The organism is Streptomyces sp. NPDC093149, assembly GCF_044754145.1.
Lineage (GTDB): Bacteria > Actinomycetota > Actinomycetes > Streptomycetales > Streptomycetaceae > Streptomyces.
Genome location: NZ_JBIVON010000021.1, coordinates 13,705 through 33,330, shown reverse-complemented (window position 1 = coordinate 33,330; position 19,626 = coordinate 13,705). Strand labels below are relative to the sequence as shown.

Below are 19,626 nucleotides of genomic sequence, written 5' to 3'. Positions count from 1 at the left end.
GAGAGGTTTGCCGGGAAGCTCGCGGCGTCCGGTGCGGTGCGTCGCAAGGCGGAGGATCGCCCTCGTACCGGACGTACTCGGGTGATGCGACAACGCGGCGAGGTGCCGCGCCGGGTGTCGCGAGCCGGTGAACCCTTCCGGTCGCAGCACTAGGTGCGGGCGTGCGATCCTGGAACGGTTCCGGCCGCGGCGGTCGGAGCGGGCCCGGGGCCTGCGGCCGTTGAACCGCGAACGACCAGCTCGGGCATGAAGACGAACTCGCTGTGCGGGGCGGGTGTCCCGCCGATCTCCTCAAGGAGGGTGCGGACGGCGGCCTGGCCCATCGCCGTCACCGGCTGACGGATCGTGGTGAGCGGCGGATCGGTGAACGCTATGAGCGGCGAGTCGTCGAAGCCGACCACCGACAGATCGCGCGGCACCTCCAGCGACAGCCGCCGGGCGGCCCTGATCGCACCGAGCGCCATCATGTCGCTCGCGCACACCACCGCCGTGCAGCCCCGCTCCATCAGCGCCGACGCGGCGGCCTGACCACCCTCCAGAGTGAACAGCGAGTGCTGGATCAGCTCCTCCACCGCGTCCGGAGCGAGGTTCAACTGCTCCTGCACGGTGGAACGGAAGCCCTCGATCTTGCGCAGGACCGGCACGAACCGCTTGGGCCCGACCGCCAGCCCGATCCGCTGATGGCCCAGCGACACCAGATGCGTCACCGCGAGCCGCATGGCGGCCCGGTCGTCCGGTGAGATGAACGGCGCCTGCACCTTGGGGGAGAAGCCGTTGACCAGGACGAACGGGACGCCCTGGGCGCGCAGTTGCTCGTAGCGCTGCATATCGGCCGAGGTGTCGGCGTGCAGCCCGGAGACGAAGATGATGCCGGAGACGCCGCGGTCGACCAGCATTTCGGTCAGCTCGTCCTCGGTGGAGCCGCCGGGGGTCTGGGTGGCCAGCACCGGGGTGTAGCCCTGCCGGGTCAGCGCCTGGCCGATGACCTGGGCCAGCGCCGGGAAGATGGGGTTCTCCAGCTCGGGCGTGATCAGCCCGACCAGCCCCGCGCTGCGCCTGCGCAGCCGCACCGGCCGTTCGTAGCCGAGAACGTCGAGCGCGGCGAGAACGGATTCACGGGTGGCCGCTGCAACACCGGGCTTGCCGTTCAGTACGCGGCTGACCGTCGCTTCGCTGACCCCCGCCTGAGTTGCGATATCGGCAAGCCGTGCGGTCATGGAAGTGGACTGTACCGGGCGTATGTCGGATTGCCCACCATCCACAGGAATCGGGCGGCCGCGACCGACCGCTGGTCCGGGAGGGCGTCGCGGCAACTTCTTGCAAGGCCTTGCGGGCCCGGTTTGCCGACTGCGGTCAGATCGTCGTACCACGGGTTCACGGGCTGTGGCCTGCCGCTGTCAGGGAGCGACGGCTCCCGTCAAGAGGCTTGACGGCAACCGTGAGGACACGCGAATGTAACGATCGTCGAAGCTTGCAGAAATCTTCCGCAAACTCTTTCGGCGTTCTTTCATCCTTGTTACGTTCACGTCGACCCGGCGCCGCGACGGAGCGGTACGGCAGTTGAAGGAGTTCAGATGCGACGTGGCATAACGGCCACCGCCCTGGTCGCGGCCCTGGCCCTCGCGGCGACCGCCTGCGGCAGCGACAGCGAGTCCGACAGCACGAGCAAGAGCTCGGGCGAGCTCTCCGGCACGGTGACGTGGTGGGACACCTCCACCGTGGGCAGCGAGGACAAGGTCTTCAAGAAGATCGCCGAGGACTTCACCAAGCAGCACCCGAAGGTCCACGTCAAGTACGTCAACGTGCCCTTCGGCGACGCGCAGAACAAGTTCAAGAACGCGGCCCAGTCCGGCTCCGACGCTCCCGACGTCATCCGCTCCGAGGTCGCCTGGACCCCCGAGTTCGCGGACCTCGGCTACCTGGCCCCGCTCGACGGCACCGCCGCGCTGAAGAACCCGGACGACTTCCTGAAGCAGGCCGCCGCGTCCACCAAGTACAACGGCAAGACGTACGCGGTGCCGCAGGTCATCGACTCCATGGGCATCTTCTACAACAAGAAGATCTTCAAGGAGGCCGGCGTCGAGGTCCCCAAGACCCTCGACGAGCTGAAGAGCGTCTCCAAGAAGATCAAGGAGAAGACCGGCAAGACCGGCATGTACCTGCGCGGCGACGACGCGTACTGGTTCCTCTCCTTCCTCTACGGCGAGGGCGGCGACATGGTCGACGCCTCCACCAAGTCCGTCACCATCGACAACCCCGAGGGCGTCAAGGCGATGAAGGTCGTCAAGGACCTCGTCGACTCCGGTGCGGCCAAGACCGATGCCACGGACGGCTGGGAGAACATGCAGACGTCCTTCAAGGACGGCAAGGTCGCCATGATGATCAACGGCCCATGGGCCGTCGCCGACACCTACGCCGGCAAGGAGTTCAAGGACAAGGCCAACCTGGGCATCGCCCCGGTCCCGGCCGGCTCCGCCGCGCAGGGCGCCCCGCAGGGCGGTCACAACCTGGCCGTCTACGCGGGCTCCAAGAACCTCGACGCCTCCTACGCGTTCGTCGACTACATGACGTCCGCCGACACCCAGGCCAAGGTCACCAAGGAGCTGAGCCTCCTGCCGACCCGTACCTCCGCCTACGCCAAGCAGGACGTCGTCGACAACGAGATCGTCGGCTTCTTCAAGCCCGTCGTCGAGACCGCCGTCGAGCGCCCCTGGATCCCGGAGACCGGCAGCCTCTTCGCGCCGCTCGTCACCGAGTACACCAAGGTCCTCACCGGCCAGGCCACGCCGGAGAAGGCCGTCAAGACGACCGGCGACTCCTACCGCAAGCTCCTCAAGGGCTGGAAGTAACAGGAAGGCAGGCCGGCTGATGGCTGTCCACACCAGCCAGTCGGTGGCGAAGGCCGCGGGCGACGACGTCGCCCGCGGCCGGAGCCGCGGTACTGGCAACCCCCCGCCGCCGAGCAGGCTCCGGCGGGCCCTGTCGACCCACTGGTACGCGTGGACCATGGTCGCCCCGGTCGTCGTCGTGATCGGCGTGATCATCGGCTATCCGCTGGTCCGCGGCATCTACCTGTCGATGACCGACGCCAACGAGCGCAACGTCGCCCGGTCCATCGGTGTCAACCACATGCCCGCCACGTACAAGTTCGTGGGTCTGGACAACTACACCGAGGCGCTCACGGGCGAGCAGTTCCTCGGGACGCTCGGCTGGACCCTGGTGTGGACGGTCTCCTGTGTGGCCATCACCTTCTCCCTCGGCATGGCCCTCGCCAACATCCTCAACCGCCGGATCGCCGGCCGCTCCGCGTACCGGATGGCACTCATCCTGCCCTGGGCCATCCCCGGCTTCGTCTCCGTCTTCGCCTGGCGCTTCCTCTACAACGAGGACCGCGGGCTGCTCAACAAGATCCTCTCCGGCGGCGGGATCGACGCCGTCCCGTGGCTGAACGACCCCACCTGGGCGAAGCTCTCCGTCATCGCCGTCAACGTCTGGCTCGGCGTGCCGTTCATGATGGTCGCCCTGCTCGGCGGACTGCAGTCGATCCCCAGCGAGCACTACGAGGCCGCGGAGATGGACGGCGCCACCGCCTGGCAGCGGTTCCGCCACATCACGCTGCCCGGACTGCGGCCGGTCTCCACCACGGTGATCCTGCTCTCCACCATCTGGACCTTCAACATGTTCCCGGTGATCTACCTGCTGACCCGCGGCGGACCCGGCGAGGCCACCCAGATCCTGGTCACCCAGGCGTACAAGTTCTCCTTCGAGATCAGCCCACGCGACTTCGCGCAGTCCTCCACCTGGGGCGTACTGATCCTCGTACTCCTGCTGATCTTCGCCGCCGTCTACCGGCGAGTCCTGCGCACCCAGGGAGACGACTGGTGACCACCGCCCCCGCAACCACCGCCCCGGCGACGCCCGCACGGCACTCCGTGCGCAAGGTCCGGCTGCGCGGCGAGCGTTCGCCGATCGCCTCCGTCGCGCTGCACCTCACGCTGATCGCCGCGTCCGTGATCGCCGTCTTCCCCGTGCTGTGGGTCCTGCTCACCTCGCTGAAGCCCGCCGCGTACGCGACCACCACGGACTTCTTCAAAGAGACGACGTTCGAGAACTACACGAACCTGATCCAGAACACGAAGTTCCTGACCTGGTTCGGCAACTCCCTGCTCATCGCGGGGCTCACCACACTTCTCGGCGTCATCGTCTCCGCCTCCACCGGCTACGCCGTCAGCCGCTTCCGGTTCCCCGGCAAGCGCGGGCTGATGTGGACGCTGCTGATCACCCAGATGTTCCCGGTCGCCGTCCTCATCGTGCCGATCTACAACATCATGGCCGGCATGGGGCTGCTGAATCAGCCCGCCGGCCTCGTCATCACCTACCTCACCATCTCGGTGCCGTTCTGCGCCTGGATGATGAAGGGCTTCTTCGACACCATTCCGCGCGAGATCGACGAGTCGGGCCAGGTCGACGGCCTCACCCCGTTCGGCACGTTCTGGCGGCTCGTCCTGCCGCTCGCCAAGCCCGGCCTCGCCGTCACCGCGTTCTACTCCTTCATCACCGCGTGGGGCGAAGTGGCGTACGCCTCCGCCTTCATGGTCGGCGAGGACAACCTCACCCTCGCGGGCGGACTGCAGCTCTTCGTCAACCAGTACGGAGCCCAGTGGGGAGCGATGACCGCCGCGTCCGTGCTGATCGCGATACCCGCGGCCCTCGTCTTCCTCTTCGCCCAGCGCCATCTGGTCACCGGCATGTCCGCCGGAGCCGTCAAGGGCTGACGCGGCCCGCCCGTTGGACCCGCACGCACCACGTCACGGCGTCCGCCGGCACCTCGGGGAAACACCTTCCCCACCGCAACCGACCACGCCCCCCGGCACGGGCCGACCCCGTGCCGGGGTAATCGCCGGAATCCCGAACCGGTCCGGCGACGCTCCCCACCCCAGACACCCCAGGGACGACATGACCCAGCACCTCGCTGCCCCCTCCACCGGCACGTCCGCCGACGCTCCGGCCCACCAGACCGGCTGGTGGCAGGACGCGGTGATCTACCAGGTCTATCCGCGGAGCTTCGCCGACGGCAACGGCGACGGCATGGGCGATCTCGCAGGCGTACGCGGCAGACTCCAGCACCTCAAGGACCTCGGCGTGGACGCGGTCTGGCTCAGCCCGTTCTACGCCTCCCCGCAGGCCGACGCGGGCTACGACGTCGCCGACTACCGTGCCATCGACCCCATGTTCGGCACCCTGCTGGACGCCGACGCGCTGATCCGGGACGCCCACGACCTGGGCCTGCGGATCATCGTGGACCTGGTGCCCAACCACTCCTCCGACCAGCACGAGTGGTTCAAGCGCGCCCTCGCCGAGGGCCCCGGCTCCGCGCTGCGCGAGCGCTACCACTTCCGCCCCGGCAAGGGCCAGGACGGCGAACTCCCGCCCAACGACTGGGAGTCCATCTTCGGCGGCTCCGCCTGGACACGGACCACGAACCCGGACGGCACCCCGGGCGACTGGTACCTCCACCTGTTCGCGCCCGAGCAGCCCGACTTCAACTGGGAACACCCGGCCGTCGCCGACGAGTTCCGCTCGATCCTGCGCTTCTGGCTCGACATGGGCGTCGACGGCTTCCGGGTCGACGTCGCCCACGGCCTCGTCAAGGCCGAGGGCCTGCCCGACCTCGGCACCCACGACCAGCTCAAGCTGCTCGGCAACGACGTCATGCCGTTCTTCGACCAGGACGGGGTCCACGAGATCTACCGCTCCTGGCGCACCATCCTCGACGAGTACCCCGCGAGGAGGGGGCCTGAAGTCCCTGCGTCGGAAGGGCGGTGGTGGGCGACGGGCGGGCGCATCCTCGTCGCGGAGGCCTGGACGCCGACCGTCGAGCGCACCGCCAACTACGTGCGTCCCGACGAGATGCATCAGGCGTTCAACTTCCAGTACCTCTCCACCGCCTGGGACGCCGCCGAGCTGCGCAAGGTCATCGACAGCTCCCTCGACGCCATGCGGCCGGTCGGTGCCCCCACCACCTGGGTGCTGTCCAACCACGACGTGACCCGGCACACCACCCGGTTCGCCAACCCGCCCGGCCTCGGCACCCAGATCCGTAGCGCCGGCGATCGTGAGCTGGGCCTGCGCCGCGCCCGCGCCGCCACCCTGCTGATGCTGGCGCTGCCCGGCTCGGCGTACGTCTACCAGGGCGAGGAGCTCGGCCTGCCCGATGTCACCGACCTGCCCGACGAGGCCCGCCAGGACCCGTCGTTCTTCCGTGCGGAGGGCCAGGACGGCTTCCGCGACGGCTGCCGCGTCCCGATCCCGTGGACCCGCGACGGCAGCTCGTACGGCTTCGGCAGCGGCGGCAGCTGGCTGCCCCAGCCCGACGGCTGGGGCGAGCTGAGCGTCGAGGCGCAGACCGGCGACGCCGGTTCCACGCTGGAGCTGTACCGGGCCGCGATCGCCGCCCGCCGGGAGCACCCGGGGCTCGGCGCCGGGACCGGGGTGGAGTGGCTCCAGGCCCCCGAGGGGCTGCTGATCTTCGCCCGTCCCGGCTTCGTCTGCACCGTCAACACGACGGGCCGCCCGGTGCGCATCCCCGTGCGCGGCACCGTCCTGCTGTCCAGCACCCCGGTCGTCACGGACGGCGCCGAGATCGAGCTGCCCGCGGACACCACGGTGTGGTGGACGGTGTGACGGTTCCTCCGCCCAGGGCCTCTCCTCCGGACCGGGCCGAGCCCGGCAGCCTCCGGAGGAAGAGCCCTGGAACCGGCGGTGCGCCGAGACTCTCGGACATCGCCGGCCAGGCGGCGGTCAGCGAGGCGACCGTCAGCCGGGTGCTCAACGGGAAGCCGGGCGTCGCGGACACCACGCGTCAGCGGGTGCTCGCGGCGCTGGACATCCTCGGCTACGAACGCCCCGTACGACTGCGGCAGCGCAGCGCCGGGCTGATCGGACTGGTGACGCCCGAACTCACCAACCCGATCTTCCCGGCCTTCGCGCAGTCCGTCGAACAGGTACTGGCCGGGCACGGCTACACGCCGGTGCTCTGCACCCAGACCCCCGGCGGCGCCACCGAGGACGAGCTCGTCGAGCAGCTCGTCGAACGCGGCGTGGGCGGGATCGTCTTCCTCTCCGGGCTGCACGCCGACCTGTCGACCGACCCCGCACGGTACGCCGCGCTCACCGAACGCGGCGTACCGTTCGTCCTGATCAACGGCTACAACGAACGGATCAGCGCCCCGTTCGTCTCGCCCGACGACTCCGCCGCCGTCAGGATGGCCGTCGGGCACCTCGCCGAACTCGGCCACCGCAGGGTCGGCCTGGCCGTCGGACCACAGCGCTACGTGCCGTCCCGTCGCAAGCGGGAGGGCTTCGTCGAGGCCGCCGTGAACCTGCTGGGCCTGGACCGCTCCGAGGCCGAACTCCTGGTCTGCTCCGCGCTGTTCGGCGTCGAGGGCGGCCAGGTCGCGGCCGGTGCGCTGCTCGACCTGGGGTGCACGGGCATCGTCTGCGGCAGTGACCTGATGGCGCTGGGCGTGGTGCGTGCGGCGCGGGAGCGCGGGCTCGACGTGCCGCGCGACGTGTCGGTGGTGGGCTTCGACGACTCGCAGCTGATCGCGTTCACCGATCCGCCGCTGACGACGGTGCGTCAGCCCGTACAGGCGATGGCGGCGGCAGCGGTGAGCGCCCTGCTGGAGGAGATCGGCGGCAGCCCCGTGCAGCGCACGGAGTACGTGTTCCAGCCGGAGCTGGTGGTGCGGGGGTCCACCGCGGCGGTCCGCGGCCTCTGAGGCCCGGCCCTGAGGCGTCCGGGGTCCGGGTGTACGGGATCCGGGCGTACAGGAGAGGCACCGGGAGTCGGCCCTGAACGGGCCGGCGGGGAGTGAGCGACTCCGGGTGCCTCTCTTGTCCGTGACCGGCCCGGCCGGCCGGGCGCGTGGGGTCCGGGGTCGCCGGAACCCCCGGCCGACCGGACCGGAGTCGGGAGAAACGTAACAGCGTTGCAATGTTTTGCGTAAGGCCTTGCAGCAAGAAAACTGCTGGATTTCGCGGATGTAAGCGGACGGTGTCCAAAGGGTTGACCGGGGACGGACAGGATCGTACGGTCTCGGTCGCAGCAAGGTTTGCATTCTTGCAGCAAGAACCTTCAGGAGCCTTGAGGGCAGGGCGCGTTGCCACGTGAGGCTGCACCGTCACCCGCATTTCCCCCCACAGCAGGAGGAAGCATGGCACGCAGACCACTGTCCGCGGCGCTCGCCCTGATAGCGGGCGCCGCCGCCGCCCTGGTGGCCCCCACCACGACCGCCCAGGCGTCCACGCCGGGCGACAAGGACGTCACAGCCGTCCTCTTCGAGTGGAAGTTCGACTCCGTGGCCAAGGCCTGCACGGACTCCCTCGGCCCGGCCGGCTACGGCTACGTACAGGTCTCGCCGCCCCAGGAGCACATCCAGGGCAGCCAGTGGTGGACCTCGTACCAACCGGTCAGCTACAAGATCGCCGGCCGGCTCGGCGACCGCGCCTCCTTCGCCAACATGATCAGCACCTGCCACGGCGCGGGAGTCAAGGTCGTCGCCGACTCCGTCATCAACCACATGACGGCGGGATCGGGCACCGGCACCGGCGGATCCTCGTACACCAAGTACAACTACCCCGGTGTGTACTCCGCGCCCGACATGGACGACTGCACGGCGCAGATCAGCAACTACCAGGACCGGGCCAACGTCCAGAACTGCGAGCTCGTCGGCCTCGCCGACCTGGACACCGGTGAGGAGTACGTCCGCGGCAGGATCGCCGGATACCTCAACGACCTCCTCTCCCTCGGCGTCGACGGCTTCCGCATCGACGCCGCCAAGCACATGCCCGCCGCCGACCTCGCCGACATCAAGTCGCGGCTGAGCAACCCGAACGCCTACTGGAAGCAGGAGGCGATCCACGGGGCGGGCGAGGCGGTCCAGCCCGACGAGTACACCGGCACCGGGGACGTCCAGGAGTTCCGGTACGCCCGCGGCCTCAAGCAGGTCTTCAACAACGAGAAGCTCGCCTACCTGAAGAACTTCGGCGAGGGCTGGGGCTTCATGCCCTCGTCGAAGGCCGCGGTCTTCGTCGACAACCACGACACCGAGCGCGGTGGCGACACGCTGAACTACAAGGACGGCGCCAAGTACACCCTCGCCAGTGTCTTCATGCTGGCCTGGCCGTACGGCTCGCCCGACGTCCACTCCGGCTACGAGTGGTCCGACAAGGACGCCGGTCCGCCGGCCGGCGGTACGGTGAACGCCTGTTACAGCGACGGCTGGAAGTGCCAGCACGCCTGGCGCGAGATCTCCTCCATGGTGGGCTTCCGCAACACCGCCCGCGGCGAGTCCGTCACGAACTGGTGGGACAACGGCGGCAACCAGATCGCGTTCGGCCGCGGCTCCAAGGCGTATGTCGCGATCAACCACGAGGGCTCCTCGCTGACCCGCACGTTCCAGACGTCGCTGCCCGCCGGTGACTACTGCGACATCCAGTCCGGCAAGGGCGTCACGGTCGACGGCTCGGGCCGGTTCACCGCGACGCTCGGCGCCGACACGGCCGTCGCGCTGCAGGTGAACGCCCGTACCTGCGCGGGCGGCGGCACCACGGACCCCGGTACCGGCACCTCCGGCGCCTCCTTCGGCGTCAACGCCACCACGCAGCTCGGCCAGAACATCTACGTCACCGGCAACCAGCCGGCCCTCGGCAACTGGAACACCGGCAGCGCGCTGAAGCTCGACCCGGCGACGTACCCGGTCTGGAAGCTCGATGTGGACATGCCCGCGGGAACCTCGTTCGAGTACAAGTACCTCCGCAAGGACGCGAGCGGCAACGTCACCTGGGAGAGCGGCGCGAACCGCACCGCGACCGTGCCGTCGTCCGGCAGGGCGACGCTGACGGGCGACGTCTGGCGCAGCTGACGTCGATGAACGGTCCGGGGCCCGTCCGCGGCGCCCCGGACCGTGCCGGGGAGCGCACCACGACGCACCCCGCGGAGCGACGCGGCGGACGGCGGCTCGCCCGCGCCCCGCGCCCGCGGGGCGCGTCCGTGCCGTCCGCCGAGACGCCCTGGTGGGCCCCCGCCCCGCCCGAATCCGCCGCCCGACGATCCCGCCCGCCCCGAGATCCCCACCCCGCACACAAGGAGACCCTGCCCGTGTCCCGTTCCACCCTGAGACGGGGAGCCGTGGCCGCACTCTGCGCCGCGCTCCTCCCCGTCGTCCCGGCGGCGTCCGCGTCCGCCGCGCCGAGACCCCCGGGCCCGCCCTCGGACGCCCGGCTGGCCGCCGAGCCCGCCCGTCACGATCTGACGCGTGAGCAGTTCTACTTCGTCATGCCCGACCGGTTCGCCAACGGGGACACCTCCAACGACCGCGGCGGACTCACCGGTTCGCGTCTGGAGACCGGCTACGACCCCACGGACAAGGGCTTCTACCAGGGTGGCGACCTCAAGGGCCTGACCGAGCGGCTCGACTACATCAAGGGCCTCGGCACCACCGCCATCTGGCTCGCCCCGATCTTCAAGAACCGCCCCGTCCAGGGCACCGGCAAGGACGCCTCGGCCGGCTACCACGGCTACTGGATCACCGACTTCACCCAGGTCGACCCGCACTTCGGCACCAACGCCGACCTGTCGGAACTCATCGACAGGGCCCACCGCAAGGGCATGAAGGTCTTCTTCGACGTCATCACCAACCACACCGCGGACACCGTCGACTACGCCGAGAAGACCTACGGCTACCGGCCCAAGGGCGCCTACCCCTACCTGGACCGGGACGGCCGCCCGTTCGACGACGCCAAGGGCCTGGCGAAGGTGGACGCGGACTCGTTCCCGTACACCCCGAAGAACACCGGGACCAAGGTCCCGTCCTGGCTCGACGACCCGACGATGTACCACAACCGCGGCGACTCGACCTACGCCGGCGAGTCCACCACGTACGGCGACTTCTCCGGGCTCGACGACCTGTGGACCGAGCGGCCCGAGGTCGTCTCCGGCATGGAGAAGATCTACGAGAAGTGGGTCAGGGACTTCGACATCGACGGCTTCCGGATCGACACCGTCAAACACGTCGACCTGGACTTCTGGACCCAGTGGGCCACGGCGCTGGACACCTACGCGGCGAAGCACGGCCGCAAGGACTTCTTCATGTTCGGCGAGGTCTACTCCGCCGACACGGCCGTGACCTCGCCCTACGTCACGCGCGGCCGGCTCGACGCGACGCTCGACTTCCCGTTCCAGGAAGCGGCCAGGCAGTACGCCTCGCAGGGCGCCCCGGCCTCGAAGCTCGCCGCCGTCCTCGGTGACGACTACCGCTACACCACCGACAAGGCCAACGCCTACGAGCAGGTCACCTTCCTCGGCAACCACGACATGGGCCGCATCGGGACCTTCCTCAAGCAGGACAACCCGAAGGCCGACGACGCCGAACTCGTGCAGCGCGCCCGGCTCGCCAACGAGGTGATGTTCCTCAGCCGGGGCAACCCCGTCGTCTACTACGGCGACGAGCAGGGCTTCACCGGCGCGGGCGGCGACAAGGACGCCCGCCAGACCATGTTCGCCTCGAAGACCCCCGACTACCTCGACGACGACGAGCTGGGCACCGACCGCACCCACGCCTCCGACGCGTACGACACGAACCACCCCCTGTACCGGAACATCGCCGCGCTGTCCGAGCTGACCAGGAAGAACCCCGCCCTGCGCGACGGCGTCCAGACCGAGCGGTACGCCCAGGGCTCCGTCCACGCGTTCTCCCGCACGGACGCCGGGCAGGGCCGCGAGTACGTCGTCGCCACGAACAACGCCACCGGGCCGCGGACCGTCGAAGTGCCCACCGCGTCCGCCGGTACGGACTTCCGCACCCTGTACGGCGGTTCGGGAACCGTCCGCAGCGGCGCGGACAAGAAGATCACCGTCACCGTGCCCGCCCTGTCCAGCCTCGTCCTGCGCGCCGGGAAGACGATGGACCGGCCCGCCGCCAAGCCCTCGATCACCCTGAAGGCGCCCGCCGCCGGAGCCACCGGCACCGTCGAGATCTCCGCGGACATCGACGGCGGACAGCTCAACCGGGTCGTCTTCGCCGCCCAGACGGGCAACGGGAAGTGGGTCACCCTCGGCTCCGCCGACCACGCCCCGTACAAGGTCACCCAGACCGTGGGCGACCAGGTCACCGCCGGAACACCCCTGCGGTACAAGGCCGTTGTCATCGACCGCGCCGGCCGGACCGCGAGCGCCCTCGCCTCGTCCACGGCCGGGCAGCCGCCCGCCGCCGAGAAGCCCGTCGCCGTCGAACGCGACTACGCCGTCGTCCACTACCGGCGCGCGGACGGCGACTACGACGGCTGGCAGCTCAAGGCGGGCGACGAGGCGGCCGCGTTCACCGGGCGCGACGCCTACGGCGCCTTCGCCTGGATCAAGCTCGACGAGGGCGCCTCCTCCCTCCCGTACACCGTGGAGAAGAACGGCACCGCCGACGGACCGCAGCGCACCGTCGACCTCGCGAGGACCGGACAGGTCTGGATCGAGCAGGGCGCGGACGGCCAGGCCGACGAGGCCCCCGCCGGCACCTACCCGCCGCAGGACACCACCAAGGCCGTACTGCACTACTACCGGCCCGACGGCGACTACGACGGCTGGGGGCTGCACACCTGGACCGGCGCCAAGGACCCCACCGACTGGGCCAAGCCGCTCCAGCCGGTGAGGAAGGACGCCTCCGGCGCCACCTTCGAGGTGCCGCTCACCGACGGTGCCACCTCGCTCAGCTACATCCTGCACAAGGGCGACGAGAAGGACCTGCCGAGCGACCAGTCGCTCGACCTCGCCACCTACGGGCACGAGGTGTGGATGCTCGCCGGCACCCCCGGCTACCTGCTGCCGCAGACCGGCGGCGTGCCCACGCCCGACCTCTCCAGGGCCGAGGCGCAGTGGATCGACTCCGACACCGTGGTGTGGAAGGTGAAGGCCACCGACGCCACCAGCCAGCAGCTCGTCCACGCACAGGACGGCGGCATCTCCGTCGTCGACGGGGCGCTCTCCGACGAGGGGCAGTGGCTGCGGCTCACCCCGTCCGCGCTGACCGACGCACAGAAGGCGAAGTACCCGCACCTCAAGGACTATCCGGCGTTCACCGTCGACGCGCGTGACCGGGACCGGATCCGCGAGGCGCTGCGCGGTCAGCTCATCGCCACCCAGCGCGCGGCCAACGGCGCCCTGCTCGCCGCCACCGGCGTACAGAGCGCGGGCGTGCTCGACGACCTCTACGGGAAGAACGCGGCCACCGCCTCGCTCGGCCCGGTCTTCGACCGCGGCCGCCCCACCCTGTCCGTCTGGGCACCCACCGCCCGCACCGTCGCACTCGAACTCGACGGCCGCAGCGTCCCGATGCGCCGCGACGACCGCACCGGCGTCTGGTCCGTCACGGGCACCAAGGCCTGGACGGGCAAGCCCTACCGCTACGTGGTGAACGTCTGGGCACCCACCGTCCGGAAGATGGTCACCAACAAGGTCACGGACCCCTACTCCACCGCCCTGACCACGGACTCCGCGCGCAGCCTCGTCGTCGACCTCGACGACCCGGCCCTCGCGCCGAAGGGCTGGTCCGGGCTGACGAAGCCCGCCGCCGTCCCGTTGCGCGACGCCCGGATCCAGGAGCTGCACATCCGCGACTTCTCGATCGCGGACCGCACCTCCAAGCACCCCGGTGAATATCTCGCCTTCACCGACACCGGCTCCGACGGGATGAAGCACCTCAAGCGGCTCGCCGACGCAGGCACCGGCTACGTCCACCTGCTGCCCGCCTTCGACATCGGCACCATCCCCGAGAAGAAGTCCGACCAGCAAAAACCGGCCTGCGATCTGTCCGTGTACGCCCCCGACTCCGAGGAGCAGCAGGCCTGCGTGGCGAAGGCCGCCGCGCAGGACGGGTTCAACTGGGGCTACGACCCGCTGCACTACACCGTCCCGGAGGGCAGCTACGCCTCCGACCCCGAAGGCACCCGGCGCACCGTCGAGTTCCGGCAGATGGTGCAGGGGCTGAACGGCGCGGGCCTGCGGACCGTCATGGACGTCGTCTACAACCACACCGTCGCCGCCGGGCAGGACGACAAGTCCGTGCTCGACCGGATCGTGCCCGGCTACTACCAGCGGCTGCTGGAGGACGGCACCGTCGCCACCTCCACCTGCTGCGCCAACACCGCGCCCGAGAACACCATGATGGGCAAGCTCGTCGTGGACTCGGTCGTCACCTGGGCCAAGGAGTACAAGGTCGACGGCTTCCGCTTCGACCTCATGGGCCACCACCCCAAGGCCAACATCCTCGCCGTCCGCAAGGCGCTGGACGCGCTGACCCCGGCGAAGGACGGCGTCGACGGGAAGAAGATCATCCTGTACGGGGAGGGCTGGAACTTCGGCGAGATCGCCGACGACGCCCGCTTCGTCCAGGCGACCCAGAAGAACATGGCCGGCACCGGCATCGCCACCTTCTCCGACCGGGCCCGCGACGCCGTCCGCGGCGGCAGCCCCTTCGACGAGGACCCGGGCGTGCAGGGCTTCGCCACCGGCCTCTACACCGACCCCAACACCTCGACCGCCAACGGCACCCGGGCCGAACAGAAGGCCCGGCTGCTCCACTACCAGGACCTGATCAAGGTCGGCCTCACCGGCAACCTCGCCGACTACACCTTCACCGACTCCTCGGGCAGGACCGTCAAGGGGTCCGGCGTCGACTACAACGGCGCCCCCGCCGGGTACGCCGCGGCCCCCGGCGACGCCCTCGCGTACGCGGACGCCCACGACAACGAGTCGCTGTACGACGCACTCGCCTTCAAGCTCCCGGCGCACACCCCGGCGGCGGACCGGGCCCGCATGCAGGTGCTGGCGATGGCGACGGCCACCCTCTCGCAGGGCCCCTCGCTCTCCCAGGCGGGCACCGACCTGCTGCGCTCCAAGTCCCTGGACCGCAACTCGTACGACAGCGGCGACTGGTTCAACGCCCTGCACTGGGACTGCCGCGACGGCAACGGCTTCGGCCGCGGGCTGCCGCCGGCCGCCGACAACGCGTCCAAGTGGTCCTACGCACGGCCGCTGCTGGCGGACGCCGCGCTCAGGCCGGGGTGCGCGCAGATCGACAGTGCGTCGGCCGCCTACCGGGACCTGCTCACCATCCGTGCGACGGAGAAGGAGTTCGATCTCGCCAGCACCGGACAGGTGCAGTCCACCCTATCCTTCCCGCTCTCCGGGAAGGACGAGACGCCCGGGGTGATCACCATGCGGCTCGGCGGGCTGGTGGTCGTCCTCAACGCGGCCCCCGGGACCGAGACCCAGCGGATCGCCGGTCTGGCGGGGAAGCGGTACACCCTGCATCCCGTCCAGGCCGCGGGCGCGGACCCTACCGTGAAGAAGTCCTCCTACGAGCGGAGTTCGGGAAGCTTCACCGTCCCGGGACGCACAGTGGCGGTTTTCACGCTGAGCTGAGCCAAAACGGTCTACGTTGGGAGGCAGCAGCCGTCCGGGAGTGCCTGCAGTACCGCACTTCCGGGCGCGCCCTCCCACCCCGGCCGGTCCCGGCCCCCTTTCCGGTACGTCAGGTGTCTCCCATGCCTGACCGCACGGAACCAGGGGCCGGGACCGGCCGGTCCATCTGTTTTCGGCGACGGTGACCATGGCGAGCAACATCCCCGAGGAGACAACGAGCTTTGTCGGACGGAAAGCGGAACTTGCCCGCCTCGAACACACCCTCGCCACGCACCGGCTGACCACCCTCACCGGCAGCGGCGGCGTCGGCAAGACCAGGCTCGCGGTCCGCGCGGCCCGGCAGGCGGCACCCGCACACCGCGACGGAGCCTGGTGGGCGGACCTTTCCCCGCTCCACGACGACGGACTGCTCATCGCGACCGTCTCCGACGCCGTCGGGCTCTCCGACCACACCCTGCGCATGCCCATCGACGCGCTGTGCGAATGGCTCACGGACAAGGAGCTGCTGCTGGTCCTCGACTCGTGCGAACATCTGCGCTCCGCGTGCGCGCACCTGCTCGGCGAGATCCTCACCACGTCACCGGGCCTCACCGTGCTGGCGACCAGCCGGCAGCCCCTGGGCATCCGGGGCGAACGGCTCGTCGAGGTGCAACCGCTGCCCGTCGAGGGCGCCGGTGACGCACTGACCCTGTTCCGGGACCGGGCGGCCGCGGCGGCTCCACGGCTGGCGCTCGACGCGCCGGGCAACGCCGAGGCCGCCGAGGAGATCTGTCGCCGCCTCGAAGGCATTCCGCTCGCCATCGAACTCGCGGCGGGAGCCCTCGGCCGGGACACCGTCGAGCAGGTGGCCGTACGGATCGGCTCCCGCTTCGACGTACCGGCCGCCGCGTCGGCCCGGCCGCCGCGCCACCGCACCCTGCGTACCGCCATCGGGTGGAGCCATGAGCTGTGCACCCCGCTGGAACGGCTGCTCTGGGCGCGGCTGACCGTGCTGCGCGGCGACTTCGACGAGGCCGTGGCCCGCGAGGTCTGCGCCGAGGGGCCGCTCACCGCGGACGGTGTGACCGAGGCGCTGAACGGCCTGGTCGCCAAGTCCGTCGTCGGACGGGACGGCGCACGCCACCGGATGCTCGACGCCATCCGCGAGTACGGTCGGATGTGGCTCGCCGAACTCGGCGAGGAACGGGCCGCCGCCGACCGGCACGCCGCCTGTTTCCTCGGTCTGGCCCGCTACGCCCACGCGGGCTGGACCGGCGACGAGCAGATCTTCTGGTACCACCGCATCGCCGAGTCGCACGCCGACCTGTGCGCCGCACTCGACCACCTGCTGGCCCACGACACCGCGGCCGCACAGGAGATGGCGGGCCGGATCGGCTTCTTCTGGTGCTGCTGCGGTCATCTGCCGCAGACCCGTGAGTACGCGCAGCGCGCCCTGGACGTCGGACCGGCCGAGGGCCCCCACCGCACCCGCGCCCTGTGGGTGCTGGGCATCACCGTCATGCTCCAGGGCGACTACCCGGCCGCCCGGCGCCTGGGCAGGGAATGCACCCGGTCGGCGGCCCGTGACGGGACCGACGAAGGCATCCTCGCCGCCGCCTATCTGTGCGGACTCACCCATCTGATGACCGGCCGCCCCGAGGCGAGTCTGCGCCAGGTCGCCCGGGTGCTGCGCATCACCGGCGCCGCCACCCCGCTCGAATCGGCCTACCGGCTGCGCTGCCACCTCATCACGGTCTTCGCGCTGACCAGCCTGGGACGGCTGGACGAGGCGGTGAAGGCGGCCATGGCCCTGCGCGCGGCCTGCGAAGCCCAGGACGAGTGCTGGACCCGCAGCTACGTCGACTACCAACTCGCCCTGATCGCCCTGTTGCGGGGCGACGCCGAATCCTCCGCCTCCTACGCCCGCTCGATGCTCGCGGGCAAACACCGCATGCGCGACAGCTTCGGCATCGCGCTCGGCCTGGACATCCTGGCCGCGGCGATCGCCGCACAGGGCGCGGGCGCCCGCGCCGCCCGGGTGTACGGCACGGGGCAGGTCTACTGGCGCATGGTCGGCCACCCGCAGCGCGGCACCCCGGAACTGGGCCCGTTGCGCGAGGCGTGCGAGCGCCAGGCCCGCGCGGCCGTCGGCGACGACGCCTACCAACGCGCCTTCGACCGGGGGCGGACGGACAACGCGGAAGTCGGCCTGGCAGCCGCGCTCCAGGGCGAACTGCTCGGCTGAGGGCCGTCCCGGCCAGGGGTTACGGGACAGCCCTCAGGGCAGTCGCTGCACGGGAACGGTCGGCACGGCGGGCGCCAGCGCGGAGAGCCGGTCCAACAGCTCCCCGAACGGCCCGTCCGCCGGTTCCTGTCCGAGGACCCTCAGCACGACGCCCGCCATCTCCGTGTCGTACGCGGCACTCACCGCGGCCAGCGCCGCGAAGTCGTGCACCAGCTGCAACTCCAGCTCCGCGCGCGCGATCCGCCGTCCGTCGAGCCAGATCAGCGCCGTCGACTCGGCCAGCGAAACCCACGACCGCACGACCAACTCCAGCCGAGCCGGGGGATCCTCGACCCCCAGATGGGCCAGTATCTGCTCGTACGCCGCCTGCCGCACCCCGTCGATCATCGCGTTGGCCGTCGACGAACCGACCGCGGGCCCGCCCCGCATCAACGCCGAGAACCCCGGCCCGTGCTCCTCGACGAAGTCGAAGAACCGGACCATCACCCTCAACAGCCTCTCCCCGAGAGGACCTTCGCGCGGCTCGACGAACCGCGCCGCCAGTTCGTCGGCCGCCCGTCGCAGCGCCGCCTCGTACAGGCTCTGCTTCCCCGGGAAGTAGTGGTACACCAACGGCCGCGAGATTCCGGCAGCGGCCGCGATCTCGTCGATCGACACCTCGTCCGGGGAACGGTGACTGAACAGCTCCAGCGCGACACCGATCAGCTGCTGCCTGCGCTCCTCGACGCCCATCCTGCGCCGTACCCCGGTCGTCATGGTGGACAGCGTACCGAGTGGGGCTGTGGGGGAGAGGTGGCGGGCCGGGGCGGCCCAGCGCGCCGGGCGACATCCGGCCACCCGCCGTCACAGGTCCAGCACCAGCCTCTCCCCCCGGCACCGCGACACGCAGATGAGCATCGAATCGTCCCGTTCCGAGTCCGTCAGGAGTTCGTCGCGGTGGTCGATCTCGCCCTCCAGGACGCGCTGTTGGCACGTTCCGCAGAAGCCCTGCTCGCAGGAGTACGGGACGTGACGAAGCTCCTCGCGCACCGCGGCCAGCACCGACTGGTCCGGCGCCACCCGGACGGTGCGGCCGGAGCGCCGCAGTTCGACCTCGAAGGGGCCGGAGTCGGTGGACGACGTGGTCGCCGCCGTGAAGCGTTCCAGATGCAGGGTGCGGCCGGGCGGGAGGGCGGCGGCGACCGCGTCCATCAGCGGCTCCGGGCCGCAGCAGTGGACGGCTGTGCCCTCGACCGTGTCCGCCAGGGCCGCGGCCGCGTCCGGGTGACCCCTCTCGTCGGCGGGGACGATCGTCACGCGGCCGCCCTCCGCGCCCAGCTTCTCGATCTCGTCCAGGAAGGGCATCGAGGCGCGGGACCGGCCGCCGTACAGCAGCCGCCAGTCGGCGCCCGAGGCGGCCACGGACCGCAGCATCGGCAGGATCGGGGTGATGCCGATGCCGCCGGCCACGAAGAGGTACGCGGGGGCCTCGGCGAGGGGGAAGCGGTTGCGGGGGGCGCGGATCTCGACCTCCACGCCCTCGTGGAGCCGGGCGTGCACCTCGTGGGAGCCGCCCCGGCCGTCCTCGACCAGGCGGGTCGCGATCGTGTACGCGTCGCGGTCGGACGGGTCCCCGCAGAGGGAGTACTGGCGGACCAGGCCGGAGGGAAGGAGGAGATCGAGATGCGCGCCCGGCTGCCAGGCGGGCAGACCGGTGCCCTCCAGGCGGAGCAGGACCACGCCCTCGGCGGGGGTGGTCCGCTCGGTGATCAGCAGTCGGCGGGTGGTGGTGGAGCTGCGGTCGGAGTGGCCCGAGACCGGGTTCTCCAGGGCCGGCAGCGGCCAGAGCGGGGAGTTCCGGATGCGCTTGCGCACGGCCCGCTTCGCGAGCAGCGCGGCGCCGGTGACGAGGACGACGGTGCGCAGGCGGGGCAGGGGGAGCGGCATG

Annotated in this window: 11 protein-coding genes; 8 read left to right on the top strand and 3 right to left on the bottom strand. The window is 70.6% G+C overall.

Features of this window, described 5'->3' with window-relative positions; genetic code table 11:
- Positions 1-149: 149 nt before the first annotated feature.
- Positions 150-1,217, bottom strand: coding sequence for a LacI family DNA-binding transcriptional regulator (locus ACIQCZ_RS36510; protein ID WP_402289388.1), 1,068 nt, complete (start codon positions 1,215-1,217; stop codon positions 150-152).
- Between the two features lie 357 nt (positions 1,218-1,574).
- On the opposite strand from ACIQCZ_RS36510, the gene ACIQCZ_RS36505 reads away from it, so the two are divergent.
- The 8 genes from ACIQCZ_RS36505 to ACIQCZ_RS36470 all read left to right on the top strand — a co-directional run bounded on the left by ACIQCZ_RS36505 (position 1,575) and on the right by ACIQCZ_RS36470 (position 17,699).
- Positions 1,575-2,849, top strand: coding sequence for an extracellular solute-binding protein (locus ACIQCZ_RS36505; protein WP_402289386.1), 1,275 nt, complete (start codon positions 1,575-1,577; stop codon positions 2,847-2,849).
- A gap of 19 nt (positions 2,850-2,868) precedes the next feature.
- Positions 2,869-3,885, top strand: coding sequence for a carbohydrate ABC transporter permease (locus ACIQCZ_RS36500; protein ID WP_376476550.1), 1,017 nt, complete (start codon positions 2,869-2,871; stop codon positions 3,883-3,885).
- Positions 3,882-4,775: a sugar ABC transporter permease gene (locus tag ACIQCZ_RS36495; RefSeq protein WP_402289383.1), complete on the top strand. Its 894-nt coding sequence runs from the start codon at positions 3,882-3,884 to the stop codon at positions 4,773-4,775. Before ACIQCZ_RS36500 ends, ACIQCZ_RS36495 begins: the two co-directional genes overlap by 4 nt.
- A 181-nt stretch (positions 4,776-4,956) precedes the next feature.
- Positions 4,957-6,684: a glycoside hydrolase family 13 protein gene (locus tag ACIQCZ_RS36490; RefSeq protein ID WP_402289380.1), complete on the top strand. Its 1,728-nt coding sequence runs from the start codon at positions 4,957-4,959 to the stop codon at positions 6,682-6,684.
- Positions 6,669-7,781: a LacI family DNA-binding transcriptional regulator gene (locus ACIQCZ_RS36485; protein ID WP_402289377.1), complete on the top strand. Its 1,113-nt coding sequence runs from the start codon at positions 6,669-6,671 to the stop codon at positions 7,779-7,781. The genes ACIQCZ_RS36490 and ACIQCZ_RS36485 overlap by 16 nt, the downstream gene beginning before the upstream one ends.
- A gap of 435 nt (positions 7,782-8,216) precedes the next feature.
- Entirely contained in the window at positions 8,217-9,926 is a 1,710-nt protein-coding gene (locus ACIQCZ_RS36480; RefSeq protein ID WP_402289374.1) for a carbohydrate-binding module family 20 domain-containing protein, read from the top strand.
- A gap of 236 nt (positions 9,927-10,162) precedes the next feature.
- Positions 10,163-15,475, top strand: coding sequence for a pullulanase-type alpha-1,6-glucosidase (gene pulA, locus ACIQCZ_RS36475; RefSeq protein WP_402289371.1), 5,313 nt, complete (start codon positions 10,163-10,165; stop codon positions 15,473-15,475).
- Positions 15,476-15,662: 187 nt separating this feature from the next.
- Entirely contained in the window at positions 15,663-17,699 is a 2,037-nt protein-coding gene (locus ACIQCZ_RS36470) for an ATP-binding protein (protein ID WP_402289369.1), read from the top strand.
- Between the two features lie 33 nt (positions 17,700-17,732).
- Here ACIQCZ_RS36470 and ACIQCZ_RS36465 read toward each other — a convergent pair whose 3' ends face one another.
- Both ACIQCZ_RS36465 and ACIQCZ_RS36460 read right to left on the bottom strand, forming a co-directional pair.
- Positions 17,733-18,455 (bottom strand): TetR/AcrR family transcriptional regulator, encoded by a 723-nt coding sequence (locus ACIQCZ_RS36465; RefSeq protein WP_402289367.1) that lies wholly within the window; start codon positions 18,453-18,455, stop codon positions 17,733-17,735.
- Positions 18,456-18,542: 87 nt separating this feature from the next.
- Positions 18,543-19,625 carry a PDR/VanB family oxidoreductase gene (locus ACIQCZ_RS36460; RefSeq protein WP_402289364.1) on the bottom strand — a complete coding sequence of 361 codons (1,083 nt, stop codon included), beginning with the start codon at positions 19,623-19,625 and terminating at the stop codon, positions 18,543-18,545.
- Between the last annotated feature and the right edge of the window lies 1 nt (position 19,626).

Bases quoted from the DNA above. Each gene is read 5' to 3' on its own strand.
- ACIQCZ_RS36500 (WP_376476550.1), top strand. From the start codon at position 2,869: ATGGCTGTCCACACCAGCCAGTCGGTGGCGAAGGCCGCGGGCGACGAC.
- ACIQCZ_RS36470 (WP_402289369.1), top strand. From the start codon at position 15,663: ATGGCGAGCAACATCCCCGAGGAGACAACGAGCTTTGTCGGACGGAAA.
- ACIQCZ_RS36465 (WP_402289367.1), bottom strand. From the start codon at position 18,455: ATGACGACCGGGGTACGGCGCAGGATGGGCGTCGAGGAGCGCAGGCAG.
- ACIQCZ_RS36510 (WP_402289388.1), bottom strand. From the start codon at position 1,217: ATGACCGCACGGCTTGCCGATATCGCAACTCAGGCGGGGGTCAGCGAA.
- ACIQCZ_RS36490 (WP_402289380.1), top strand. From the start codon at position 4,957: ATGACCCAGCACCTCGCTGCCCCCTCCACCGGCACGTCCGCCGACGCT.
- ACIQCZ_RS36460 (WP_402289364.1), bottom strand. From the start codon at position 19,625: ATGCCGCTCCCCCTGCCCCGCCTGCGCACCGTCGTCCTCGTCACCGGC.
- ACIQCZ_RS36480 (WP_402289374.1), top strand. From the start codon at position 8,217: ATGGCACGCAGACCACTGTCCGCGGCGCTCGCCCTGATAGCGGGCGCC.
- ACIQCZ_RS36505 (WP_402289386.1), top strand. From the start codon at position 1,575: ATGCGACGTGGCATAACGGCCACCGCCCTGGTCGCGGCCCTGGCCCTC.